Genomic DNA, 11,903 nt, shown 5'->3' on the forward strand with positions numbered 1-11,903 from the left:
GACACGTTTCGCGAATCAGCAAATTGTGTTGCGACACGCGACGAGGAGAGGCTATGCCCCAAGAATACGTTGGAACCAAGCAGGTAACGGCTTTCCCATTCGAGCATCAAGATGGGCGTGAGGGCTACAAAGTCCAGTATGAGGACGGCTACACCAGTTGGAGCCCGAAGGACGTTTTCGAAAAGGCGTACATCGGTATCGGCCAGGTGAAAGAACTTCCGCCGCATGTGCAGCGGATGATCGGGGAGAAGGCTCAGAACGATGACCGTCTTGCCAAGCTGACCGCCTTCATCAAAACCCCAGGCTTCCGCGAGTTGAGCGCCAAGTCGCAAGAGCTGCTGACTACTCAGGCCGGCGCCATGGGTGAGTTGTCCGAGATTCTGGCTGAGCGTATTGCTCTCTGATGAGGTGATTCATGGGCAAGCTGCCTGATATGACTGGTGCGTTCGTCGTAGCTGGAGTGATTTGCGCTGTCGCTGGCTGGGCATTGATCCAGGGTGCGATCTGGATTGGCTCGCACATCAGTCTGGGGTGGATTGCATGACGACCATTGCCTATAAAGACGGCGTGATCGCCTACGACTCGCGCGTCACTCGCGGCTCACTCATCGACCACGACGACTACGAGAAGCTTATCCATAGGAATGGCCATCAGTTCCTGTTTACGGGTTGCGGTGCAGACTTTGCCGCTCTGATGGACGAGTTTTTCGGTGTGAAGGTCAGCGATAAGCCGCTCGACGCGAACGGGATGGTCGTCACCAACGGCAGGCTCTGCCAGATTGGACGCGACGCCGAGAGCGGATTCTGGATGGACGATGTGTGGATGGAGCGTCCATTTGCCATCGGTAGCGGGCGCGACTTCGCACTAGCCGCAATGGATATGGGCGCAACGGCCAAGCAGGCTGTCGAGGCTGCCGCGAAGCGTGATGTCTACACCGGCGGCACGATCCGCACACTGATCATTGACGAGGGGAGGGTTGATGCAAAGACCACTCCCGCCGCCGTCACTGCTTGAGCTGTCCGAGCTGTCCGACTTTGGTATCCGCCTGACACCTGCACCTGAGATCTGGGAATGGCTCCAAGCCGAGATCCTTGCCGACACCGGACGCATCCATAACCCAGACCATGCGCATCTGATCGACGCTGACATCCAGGTCATGTGGGCATCTTCGAGCTTCAACAAGCAGGGCCGCACAGTCCTGGGCCAGGCCGAGCAGGTAGCGTTCCGCGCCGGTGGCTGGCAGAAGGCCCGGATGGAACAGCAGATGCGTGACTGGTTCGGCGATGTGCCGGCCTACATCATCACTCTGGCTGCTGACTACTGCGCCCAGTGCAGCGACACCGACTTCTGTGCCCTGGTAGAGCATGAGCTGTACCACATCGCCCAGGCGAAGGATGAATATGGCCAGCCCAAGTTCACCCGGGAAGGATTACCTAAGCTTGAGATGCGTGGGCACGACGTGGAAGAGTTCGTCGGTGTGGTCCGCCGCTACGGTGCGAGCCCAGACGTTCAAGCGTTGGTGGATGCTGCAAACAGTCCTGCTGAGGTGGGGAAATTGAACATTGCGAGGGCCTGCGGAACCTGTCTGCTCAAGTCGGCCTGATTCTGGACAGGCTCTGGACGGATGAAAATCTATGGCAGCCCTTCAAAACGACGTGAAGGCCTTTATCGTTCAGGCCCTGGCGTGCTTTGACACGCCTTCGCAGGTGGTTGAAGCAGTCCAGAAAGAATACGGGGTCACCGTTACCCGTCAGCAGGTGGAGACACACGACCCAACAAAGACCTCAGGCAAGGGGCTGGCCGCGAAATGGCAAACCCTGTTTCACGACACTCGGAAGCGGTTCCGCGAAGAGACGGCCGATATCCCGATCGCCAACCGAGCCTTCCGCTTGCGCGCCATGAACCGGTTTGTGGAGAGGGCTGAGTCGATGAAGAACATCGTCCTCGCCATGCAGATCCTGGAGCAGGCTGCGAAAGAGACAGGCGATATGTTCGTAAACCGCTCCAAGAAGGAAGAAACCGGTGACGAGCCAATAATCCCGACTCGCATCCAGGTTGACGTAGTGGATGCGAGGAAGCCGAATGCCGAGCCTTAACGTTCCCCAGGCTCAGTTCCTCACGCTGCCCCACAAGTTTCGTGCGTTCGTTGCCGGGTTCGGATCGGGAAAGACCTGGGTCGGCTGCTCGGCGCTGAGCAAGCACTTCATGGAGTGGCCCGGCGTCAACGCTGGCTACTTCGCACCGACTTACCCGCAGATCCGTGACATCTTCTATCCTACGATGGAGGAGGTGGCCTACGACTGGGGACTGAAGACCAAGATCAACCAGGCGAACCACGAGGTTCACATCTACAGCGGCCGGCAGTCACGCGGCACTGTGATTTGCCGGTCGATGGAGAAGCCGCAAACCATCGTCGGCTTCAAGATCGGTCACGCCCTGGTGGATGAGCTGGACGTGCTGACGTCGATTAAGGCGCAGCAGGCCTGGCGCAAGATCATTGCCCGGATGCGTTACAACCTGCCCGGGCTGAAAAATGGCGTAGACGTCACCACGACGCCGGAAGGCTTCAAGTTCGTATTCCTCCAGTTTGTAAAGCAGTTGCGCGACAAGCCGGCGCTGAAGGACATGTATGGCCTGATCCAGGCCAGCACCTTCGACAACGAGTTAAACCTGCCCGACGACTATATCGCCTCCCTGATGGAGTCGTATCCGCCACAGCTGATCATGGCGTACCTGAAGGGCCAGTTCGTCAACCTGACGTCCGGCACCATCTACACGGCCTATGACCGCAAGCTGAATCAATGTTTCGACACAGTCCAGCCCGGCGAGCCGCTGTTTATCGGGATGGACTTCAACGTCGGCAAGATGGCGGCAATAACCCACGTCAAGCGCGACCAGGGGTTGCCCAGGGCCGTGGATGAGCTGATCGACGGCTACGACACGCCCGACATGATCCGCCGTATCAAGGAGCGCTACTGGCGCCACAACGGCAACAACTACGAGAAGACCTGCGAGATTCGGATTTACCCGGATGCCTCGGGTGGATCGAGGAAGTCGGTCAACGCTAGTGAAACTGATATCGCGATCCTGCGTCAGGCTGGTTTCTCGGTCATCGCTCCGGATGCAAACCCGCCTGTGAAGGACCGGATTAACGCAATGAACGCCATGTTCTGCAATGCGCAGGGTGATCGGCGCTACCTGGTGAACCCGCTGCGTTGCCCGACCTATGCAGATGGCCTGGAGCAGCAGGTATGGTCGCCCAATGGTGAGCCTGACAAAAAGTCCGGTAATGACCACGCGAACGACGCCGGCGGCTACTTCATCCACTACGACTACCCGATCATCAAACGAACCGCATCCACCGCACCTCTGAGAATCTGACCATGTCTGACGACCCAAGCAAAACGCTACCGGCAGTGGACGCCATGCGCGCAGACTGGGACATCGTCGATCCTTTGATGGGCGGCACCCGGGCGATGCGCGATGCAGGCGAAGCGCTGCTGCCGAAGTGGCCGAAGGAAGAGGCTGACGATTACCAGAAGCGCCTGAGCCTTTCGACCCTGTTCCCGGCTTACCGGGAGACGGTGAAGAACAACGCCGGTCGCGTGTTTGCTGAGCCAATCGTGCTGGGCGAAGACGTTCCGCCGCTGCTGAAGGAGTTGGCCGAAGACTTCGACCGCCAAGGCAACAACTTACAGGTATGGGCCAAGTCCTTCTTCACCCAGGCCCTGTCGCACGGCTTATGCCATGTGCTGGCCGAGTATCCAAACATCAAGCCATCTGGCGATGAAGGCCAGTTGGTGACCCTAGCCGATGCTCAGGCAATCAAGGCTCGCCCCTATGCAATCACCATCCGGCCCCAGCAAGTCCTTGGATGGCGCGCTGCCAACAAGGACGGCGAGTTCGTCCTGACCCAGTTCCGCTACATGGAATCGGTCGAAGAGGATGATGGCGCCTTCGGCATCAAGACTATTCCGCAAATTCGCGTCCTGGTGCCTGGCGGGTGGATGACCTATCGCCAGGAAGAGAGAGAAGGCAAAAAGCAGTGGGTTCAGGTTGGAGAGGGGGCGACAAGCCTCGACCATATCCCGCTGACCACGCTCTACACCGACCGAACGGGCTTCATGACGGCCAGGCCGCCACTTCTAGAACTGGCCTACCTCAATGCCAAGCACTGGCAGTCACAGAGCGATCAGGACAACATCCTGCACGTCGCCAGGGTGCCCATGCTGGCAATCTCGGGGATCGACGACGATACCTGGGAGCTGAAAGTCGGCACGGCGAACGCCACCAAGCTGCCGAAAGATGGCGAGATGAAGTGGGTCGAGCACACTGGCGCCTCTATCGAAGCCGGCCGCACATCATTGGCCGACCTTGAAGACCAGATGCGTGTCGCTGGGGCCAAGCTGCTCCAGCGCGACAAGCAGGCCGTCAAGACAGCCACACAGGCCGAAGAAGAGGCAGCTCAGGAGCTGAGCCCGCTCCAGGCCATGGCCAGCAGCCTGGAAGATGCCCTGGACCAGATCCTTCAGCACTTCGCCGAGCTGAGCGCGCTGCCTAAAGGTGGTCATGTGCAGGTGAAGGGCAACTTCGACGTGGACTTCGCACCAGAGACGACCTTGCCGCTGCTGCTCAACATGGCCTCACAGGGCCGCCTCTCTGACGAGACGCTGTTCTCCGAGATGCAACGCCGCAACGTGGTGTCGAGCGACATCAAGTGGGACGACGAGAAAGCCAAGATTGCCGAACAAGGGCCGAGCCTCGGAGTACTGTAAATGCCAGCCGTCAACCAGGTAATCGAAGACGAGCAGATCGCCCATGCGGTTAGCCTCGAAAAGTACAAGGTTGGCGTGGTCCGGCGGATCATTGCGCTGCTGAATCGGTCGGATGCCGACCTTTCGGCGGCCCTGTCCGCTGCGCTGGAGCGTCTACCGCCTGAATCCTTCACCGTGGAGCGTCTGGAGCTGCTTCTGGACCAGGTCCGACTGATCAACAGTCAAGCGTATGCCTCAGTGGCTGAAGCGCTACAGGCAGACCTGAAGGAATTGGCAGGGTACGAGGTTGGCTGGCAGCAAACGCTGTTCGAGAAGGCCATCCCTGAGCCGGTGCTGGTCCGCTTCCCGATAGCTAGTATCAGCGGCGAGCAGGCCTATGCTGCTGCGATGTCCAGGCCATTCCAGGGGCGTCTGCTGCGCAACTGGGCTACAGAGATCGCCGCCGACCGCATGGTTAAGGTTCGCAACGCCATCCGCACCGGTTACCTGGAAGGCAAAACCACCGACCAGATAATCCGCAGCATCCGCGGCACTCGCGCTACTGGATACGCTGACGGCTTCCTTGAGCGTCCGCGCAAAGATCTTGTGGCGGTCGTCAGGACGGCCGTGGGCCATACTGCGGCCACCGCCAGGGACGAGTTCATCAAAGCCAACGAGGAGATCGTCAAGGCCGACCGCTGGGTGTCTACCCTCGACAACAAGACCTCACCGATGTGCCGAATCCGCGATCAGCTCCAGTACACGGCCGTGACGCACAAGCCAATCGGCCACAAGATTCCCTGGCTGCAAGGCCCGGGCAAGATCCACTGGTGCTGCCGGTCGACGTCGGCGCCTGTGACCAAGAGCTGGAAAGAATTGGGCATGAACATCGATGAGATGACCCCGGCTCAGCGTGCCAGCATGGACGGCCAGGTCCCGGCGGGCACCACGTACAGCGAATGGCTCAACCGACAGTCGGAAGCCCGTAAGATCGAAGTTCTCGGCCCGACTCGCGCCCAGTTGCTGAAGGATGGAAAGCTCGACCTGGACGACTTCTATTCGCCCACAGGCGAATGGTTGACGCTAGACCAGATGCGCGCCCGTGACGCTGCGGCATTTGCTAAGATCGCGGCATGACCGACAAGCCCCGCTTCCACGTAATCGACGGCACCGCTCCTCCGGATACCCCGGCCGAGCAGGTGCGCAAGCGTGTGCGTGCGATGCCGAAGCCAGCGACGATGGTCCAGTGCCACCGGTGCGGCGGGCGGGAAGTGATCGAATCCAAGATCGGTATCCTGATGAAGAACGGACGGCCAACTGGCGGGACGAAGGTGCTGCTTTGCGTTGGGTGCCTGCTCAACGGCGAGCGCGTCACCCTTTAGCACCAAAACGAATTCAAACAGCCCTGGCATCCGCCGGGGTTTTTTATGCCCGCGATTCACACAAGCCTCGTCGATGACGGGGCTTTTTATTTGCCGCCAGGCGGCCAACAGACCCAAGGGGTTAGCAGATGTTTATTTTCGGCAAGTGGTATCCGCTGATGGCGGAAGAGGGTGGCAGTGAAGGTGGCAACGGTGGCGGTGGTGGCGGTCAATCGACCGAAATCACCCCAGAAATCCAGGCACTCATCGACGCTCGCGTGGGTGAGGCAGTTGGCGGCCTGAAAACCAAGAACTCCGAACTGCTGGGCAAGCTGAAAAGCGCTGGCGATCAACTCAAGACCTTCGAAGGCATCGACCCCGAGGCTGTCCGTGGGATCTTGTCGAAGTTCGCCAATGACGAAGAGGCTGGCCTGATCGCTGCCGGGAAACTGGACGAAGTACTGGACAAGCGCACCACGCGCATGAAGGCGGGCTTCGAACAGGAAACCGCGAAAGAGCGCACCGCTCGCGAAGCTGCCGAGGCTCGGGCCGACAAGTTCAGCCGCCGAGTGCTGGAAAACGGCATTCGCGCCGAGGCTACCGCTGCCGGCCTGCACCAATACGCAATCGATGACGCGCTGCTCCGCGCCAGTGCGACCTTCAAGCTCGACGACGAGGGAAACCCAGTCGCCGTGGAAGACGCATTCGGCAAAGACGGCAAACCGCTGACGCTCAAGGAGTGGTTCAGCGACATGAAAGAAAAGGCGCCTCACTGGTTCCCGGCCTCTGCCAATGGCGGTGGCTCGCAACAAAGCAACGTGAGCATGGGCGCCAAAACCATGAAACGAACCCAATACGAAGCCTTGAGCCCCCTCGATCAGCGAGCGGCGATCAAGGCGAACATCAAGATTGTCGATTAAGAGGTAGTACCGCATGGGCACTTTGACCCTTACCAACCTCATCCCTTCCATTCAGGAAGCGATGGACGTTGTATCCCGCGAGCTGGTCGGTTTCATCCCGGCCGTGTCCCGCGACTCCACTGCAGAGCGTGCAGCTGTAGGTCAGGCAGTTGTATCGCCGGTAGTTGGTGCGATGGCCGCCGAAGACCTGGTTCCGGCGGCTTACGCTGCTGATACCCCGAACCAGACCATCGGCAACGTGCAGATGACCATCAGCAAGGCGCGGTCGGTGCCCTTCGGTATCACTGGCGAGGAAACCCTGGGCCTGCGTAATGCTGGCACCTTGGGCGACATCAATGCCCAGCGTATCGCCCAGGCCATCCGCACCCTGACCAACGAAGTCGAAGCTGACCTCGCTGCCCTGCACGTCAACACCTCGCGCGCCTACGGTACCGCCGGCACCACGCCGTTTGGTACCGCTGGTGATCTCACCGATTTCTCGCTGGCTCGCAAGATCCTGGACGACAACGGCGCCCCGCAAAGCGACATGCACATGGTTCTCGGTGGCGCCGCTGTGGCGAACATCCGCGGCAAGATGTCCACCCTGTTCCAAACCAACACCGGCGGCGCTCAGTCTGAGGCTCTGCTGCGTCAAGGTGCGCTGGGCGAGTACCAGGGCATGCTGCTGCACAACTCGGCCCAGGTGAAGGAAGGCGTCGCGGTCGGCACCGGTGCCGCAGCCACCACCAACGCCGCCGGCTATGCTGTTGGCGCAACTGTCATCACCCTGGCTGCGGCTGGCACCGGCACCATCCTGGCGGGCGACATCATCACCTTCGCGGGCGACACCAACAAATACGTGGTCGTCTCGGGTGATGCTGACACCTCCAACGGCGGCTCCATCACCATCGCCGAGCCCGGCCTGCGTGTTGCCATGAGCGCTGCCGCCAAGGCGATCACCGTCGTTGCGGCTGGCACCCGCAACATGTTCTTCCACCGCTCGGCGATTCAGCTGGCCACTCGCGCACCTGCGATGCCAGACGGCGGCGATGCTGCTGACGACGTGATGCTGGTCACTGACCCTGTGTCGGGCCTGACTTACGAGTTCGCGATCTACAAGCAGAAGCGCCAAGTTCGCTACGAGATCAACCTGGCCTGGGGCGTGAAAATGATCGCTCCTCGTCACTCGGGCATCCTGCTGGGTTAACCGAACGGCTCGGGGCTTCGGCTCCGGGCCTTAAATGGAGAGTGACATGCCACTTATTCAAGTTGAACCATGGGGTGAAGGGCAGGGTGATTTCGTTGAGATCGATGATTTCGACTTCAACCCTGAATTCCATCGGCTGTTCAGCGCTGACTCGTCTGGCAGCGACAAGCTGACCGCCGCACAGCTCAAGGACAAGCTGACCGCGCTGGGCATCGGCTTCAGGAGCAACGCATCTCGAGATTCTCTTCAGGAGCTACTGGACGCACACGAAGCAGTTGTCGCGATCAAGGCAAAGCTGACTGAGAAGGGTATCGAGTTTGCCCAAGATGCTGATCTTGCCACCTTGCAAGCGCTGTTGCCCGCCGAGGAGTAAGTCATGGCTCTCGTCATCGAAACAGGCTCGATCGTTCCAGGTGCCGAGAGCTTCGCCACGGCTGCCGAGCTGGTCACGTACGCGGAGAACTTCGGCAGGGTCATCCCAGCCGATACACCAGCGCAGGAAGCGCTGCTGCGCCGGGCCGCGCTCGAAATGAACGCCAAGCCATGGAAGGGGCGCACCGTCAGCTCGGCCCAGGCACTGTCCTGGCCACGGTATGAGGTCTGCCTGAATAAGTGGCTGCTGCCGTCCGACGCCATCCCGGCACAGGTCAAGGCAGGGCAAATGGCCCTGGCCACGGAAATTTACGCGGATGACCTTTCCCCGCCGGAACAACGCCTTGGCGCGATTGCCCGGGAGAAGGTCGGCCCACTCGAAACCGAGTACTCGACTGCAAGCCCCATCATCAGCAAGGCCGCCGCTGTTCGGCAGTCATATGCGCAGTTCTCTGGGCTTCTGCAGTCATCCAGTCAGATCTCACTGAGTAGAAGCTGATGGCAGACATCTACGATCGGGCGAAGGCGAGTGCGGCGCGGATGTTGGCGCCTCGCTCAGCCGGCGGGAAGGGCCTGGAGTTGACGCTGACCCGAGTCACAAAGGGTGAGTATGACCCCGAGACAGGAACAAGCCCGGTCACCACCGACCTGTTCCAGGGCTCTGGCTTCCGTGAGAACTACAAGAACAGCGACATCGACGGCGCTCGAATCAAGCAGGGCGACGTCAAGATCCTTGTTTCCCCGGTTCAGTTGACCGGTGCGGACATGCCGCTCCCTATCACCCTCGACAAGATCCTCTTCGACGGCGAAACCTACACGGTACAGAACGTCGAACCCTGGGATTACGCCGGCCTCAGCGTCGGCTTCAGTGTGCAGGCCCGAAAATGAGTTTTGCATTGGATCTGAAGGCATTCGCCGAGAAGGCCGAGGCCAATGCCGAGACCGTCATCAAGAAAGTCGCCATCGACCTGCTGAGTGCCGTCGTGGACCGCTCGCCGGTCGGCAACCCAGAGCTATGGGCGGCCAACTCGGTATCAGTTCAGTACAACAACGAAGTCGCCAGGCTCAATGCTGAGCTTCGCAGTGACCCTGCGAACTTGTCCAAGAACGGCCGCATGAAGCCCGGGCGCCTGATCAAGGACGGCATGGACCTGTCCGCCGGCGCTGGGTATGTAGGAGGCCGGTTTCGCGGTAACTGGCAAGTGTCATTCGATACGGCGAAGACTGGCACGCTCGAGCGCATCGACCCGACCGGGCAGGACTCAAAGGGCGACGGCACTACCGTTATCCAGGGCTTCACCACTCAGGTCGGCACCATATGGATGATGAATAATCTGCCGTATGGGCAGCCGCTGGAGTACGGGCACTCAAGCCAGGCGCCCGCCGGTATGGTCCGCATCTCCGTCCTTGAGGTGCAGATGTTCATCACAAAGGCCATCTCGGAGCTTCCATAATGTCAGACCGAATCATCAGGAGCCTCTTCGACGGGCGCCTGAAGGCGTGGGCGACTTCTCGCGTTCCTCCGCTGCCGATCGCTTACGAGGATGTGGCATTCACGCCGCCCGCCGATGGATCGCCCTATCTGAGCAGCTTCCTACTGCCGGCCAACACGACCAGCGACGACCTTGAAGGCAAGCACACGGCTTACCGTGGCGTCTACCAGGTCAGCGTCGTGACCAACGCCGGCGAGGGGCGCGGCGGCGCCAGCCTGATCGCTGACGAGCTTGCCGCGCTGTTCCCCAACAACCTGGCCATGGCCAAGGCGTCGTTCACCGTCTACACACGGTCGCCGATGTCAACGGCGCCGGCGCAACAGGGCGACACCACCACGGTACTCCCACTGACGTTCGCCTACCGCGCCGACACCACAACCTAATCCGCCCATTGGGCAAACCCAGAACCCGCCCTTGAGCGGGTTTTGTCATTTCTGCATAGAGGAATCCCCATGGCCGTAAAATTGCCAAACGGTGCGACGTTCGAGCACGCCGCCACCTACGCCACCGCACTTCCTGTCACCGCAACATCCAACGCATCTGAAGCCATCTGCACCGTTTCCGGGGCGACTCTGGTGGCTGGTGACATCGTGCTATGCACCTCGACCTGGACGGCGCTGAACAACAGAGTCGTTCGCGTGAAGGCGGCAACTGCCACCGCGATCACCCTGGAAGCAATCGACACCACGGACACCACCGTTTACCCGGCCGGCTCCGGTGTGGGCAGCCTCAAGAAGGTCCTGACCTGGGTGCAAATTCCGCAAGTGACCGACTTCGCATCCGCCGGCGGCGAGCAGAACTACACCGATGTCGCATTCCTCGAGGCCCAGCAAGGCTTCCAGATCCCGACCGACAAATCTGCCGCCAGCATGACCATCACCGTCGCCGATGACCCGACCCTGCCATACGTGCCCGTCGTAACTGCTGCCGATGCGGCTCGAACTGTCCAGGCTGCGCGCCTCAACCTTCCCGGCATCGACAAGATTTACTACGGGGTCTACACGTCGTTCTCGAAGCAACCAGTGATCTCTCGCAACAACGTGATGACCAAAACGGTTTCGCTGGCTCAGCAAGCCGACCCAACCCGTTACACGTCGTAAGGAAACCACATGGCCAGCTTCAAGATCGCGCAAAACGCCACGTTCAAGGCCCAGGTCGAGATTCCTCGCGTTGGGCTCGACCCGATTTCGACGGAAGTCGAGTTCAAGTACCGCAACCGCAAGGAGCTGTCCGCCTACTACGACAAGTGGAACGCGGTGCGCGATGCGGCAGCCCGGGAAGCCATGAAGGACGGCGCAACCTGGGAGGCGGCAACTGCTGCTCAGATCGCGCTGGAAGTCGCCCAGCTCAAGGAGATCCTGGTCGGCTGGGATTTCGAGGAGGCATTCAATGACGAAAGCCTGCTGGAACTGGTCTCCGGCTTCCAGGGCGCTCCTGCTGCGCTGCTGGATGCATACCAGAAAGCCTACGTGGTAGCTCGACGGGGAAATTGATAGCCGCGGCGCGAAGCCTCTATGAGCCGAGCGCCACAGCCGAAGACATGGCGAAGCTTGGCCTGACGCTGGCAGATATTGCAGAGGACGATGTGGAAATTTGGCCGGACAACTGGCCGGTCTTCCGCCTCTTCAACGCGCTGTCCACCCAATGGCGCACCGGTGCCGCTGGAGCGACCGGGCTGGACTACTCCGTCATCCGCGAAGTGGCAGTGCTCATCGGCATCAAGAAGCGGCAAATCCCCGAACTCTTTCCTGACCTTCAAGTAATGGAGGCCGAAGCGCTCGCTGTCATGGCTGAGGCGAAGTGAAGAACATTGTCAG

At 60.3% G+C, this 11,903-nt stretch carries 18 protein-coding genes; all 18 read left to right on the forward strand.

The genetic code is table 11. The features are described 5' to 3' along the window. The first annotated feature begins 53 nt into the window (after positions 1–53). A complete protein-coding gene (locus RGM2987_RS25760) occupies positions 54–404 on the forward strand; it encodes a hypothetical protein (RefSeq protein WP_245145678.1) in 351 nt (116 codons plus the stop codon). Between the two features lie 136 nt (positions 405–540). Then, entirely contained in the window at positions 541–1,014 is a 474-nt protein-coding gene (locus tag RGM2987_RS25765; protein ID WP_245145679.1) for a proteasome subunit beta, read from the forward strand. After that, entirely contained in the window at positions 980–1,603 is a 624-nt protein-coding gene (locus RGM2987_RS25770; RefSeq protein WP_245145680.1) for a putative metallopeptidase, read from the forward strand. The genes RGM2987_RS25765 and RGM2987_RS25770 overlap by 35 nt, the downstream gene beginning before the upstream one ends. Positions 1,604–1,634: 31 nt before the next feature. Next, the gene (locus RGM2987_RS25775) at positions 1,635–2,096 is read left to right on the forward strand and encodes a DUF2280 domain-containing protein (RefSeq protein WP_245145681.1); all 462 of its coding nucleotides are present in this window, start codon (positions 1,635–1,637) and stop codon (positions 2,094–2,096) included. Beyond that, the gene (locus RGM2987_RS25780; RefSeq protein WP_245145682.1) at positions 2,083–3,381 is read left to right on the forward strand and encodes a terminase family protein; all 1,299 of its coding nucleotides are present in this window, start codon (positions 2,083–2,085) and stop codon (positions 3,379–3,381) included. The genes RGM2987_RS25775 and RGM2987_RS25780 overlap by 14 nt, the downstream gene beginning before the upstream one ends. 2 nt (positions 3,382–3,383) lie before the next feature. Next, positions 3,384–4,775, forward strand: coding sequence for a DUF4055 domain-containing protein (locus RGM2987_RS25785; RefSeq protein ID WP_245145683.1), 1,392 nt, complete (start codon positions 3,384–3,386; stop codon positions 4,773–4,775). After that, positions 4,776–5,891, forward strand: coding sequence for a hypothetical protein (locus RGM2987_RS25790; protein WP_245145684.1), 1,116 nt, complete (start codon positions 4,776–4,778; stop codon positions 5,889–5,891). Then, on the forward strand, positions 5,888–6,136 hold the full coding sequence (locus tag RGM2987_RS25795; RefSeq protein ID WP_245145685.1) for a hypothetical protein: 249 nt from the start codon (positions 5,888–5,890) through the stop codon (positions 6,134–6,136). The genes RGM2987_RS25790 and RGM2987_RS25795 overlap by 4 nt, the downstream gene beginning before the upstream one ends. A gap of 128 nt (positions 6,137–6,264) precedes the next feature. Further along, a complete protein-coding gene (locus tag RGM2987_RS25800; RefSeq protein ID WP_245145686.1) occupies positions 6,265–7,035 on the forward strand; it encodes a hypothetical protein in 771 nt (256 codons plus the stop codon). Positions 7,036–7,048: 13 nt separating this feature from the next. Further along, a complete protein-coding gene (locus RGM2987_RS25805) occupies positions 7,049–8,221 on the forward strand; it encodes a P22 coat - protein 5 family protein (RefSeq protein WP_245145687.1) in 1,173 nt (390 codons plus the stop codon). A gap of 46 nt (positions 8,222–8,267) precedes the next feature. Continuing rightward, entirely contained in the window at positions 8,268–8,594 is a 327-nt protein-coding gene (locus tag RGM2987_RS25810; protein WP_245145688.1) for a hypothetical protein, read from the forward strand. A gap of 3 nt (positions 8,595–8,597) precedes the next feature. Continuing rightward, positions 8,598–9,092, forward strand: coding sequence for a DnaT-like ssDNA-binding protein (locus tag RGM2987_RS25815; protein ID WP_245145689.1), 495 nt, complete (start codon positions 8,598–8,600; stop codon positions 9,090–9,092). Next, positions 9,092–9,481, forward strand: coding sequence for a hypothetical protein (locus RGM2987_RS25820; RefSeq protein WP_245145690.1), 390 nt, complete (start codon positions 9,092–9,094; stop codon positions 9,479–9,481). The genes RGM2987_RS25815 and RGM2987_RS25820 overlap by 1 nt, the downstream gene beginning before the upstream one ends. Continuing rightward, positions 9,478–10,047 carry a hypothetical protein gene (locus tag RGM2987_RS25825; RefSeq protein ID WP_245145691.1) on the forward strand — a complete coding sequence of 190 codons (570 nt, stop codon included), beginning with the start codon at positions 9,478–9,480 and terminating at the stop codon, positions 10,045–10,047. The genes RGM2987_RS25820 and RGM2987_RS25825 overlap by 4 nt, the downstream gene beginning before the upstream one ends. Beyond that, positions 10,047–10,469, forward strand: a complete 423-nt coding sequence (locus RGM2987_RS25830) for a phage tail terminator-like protein (protein WP_245145692.1) — start codon at positions 10,047–10,049, stop codon at positions 10,467–10,469. Before RGM2987_RS25825 ends, RGM2987_RS25830 begins: the two co-directional genes overlap by 1 nt. A gap of 69 nt (positions 10,470–10,538) precedes the next feature. Continuing rightward, positions 10,539–11,186, forward strand: coding sequence for a phage tail protein (locus tag RGM2987_RS25835; RefSeq protein WP_245145693.1), 648 nt, complete (start codon positions 10,539–10,541; stop codon positions 11,184–11,186). 9 nt (positions 11,187–11,195) lie between these two features. Beyond that, positions 11,196–11,579 (forward strand): phage tail assembly chaperone, encoded by a 384-nt coding sequence (locus tag RGM2987_RS25840; protein WP_245145694.1) that lies wholly within the window; start codon positions 11,196–11,198, stop codon positions 11,577–11,579. A 47-nt stretch (positions 11,580–11,626) separates the two neighbouring features. Then, positions 11,627–11,890 (forward strand): DUF1799 domain-containing protein, encoded by a 264-nt coding sequence (locus tag RGM2987_RS25845; protein WP_245145695.1) that lies wholly within the window; start codon positions 11,627–11,629, stop codon positions 11,888–11,890. The last annotated feature ends 13 nt before the right edge of the window (positions 11,891–11,903 follow it).

The organism is Pseudomonas sp. RGM2987 (assembly GCF_022952855.1).
Taxonomy (GTDB): Bacteria; Pseudomonadota; Gammaproteobacteria; order Pseudomonadales; family Pseudomonadaceae; genus Aquipseudomonas.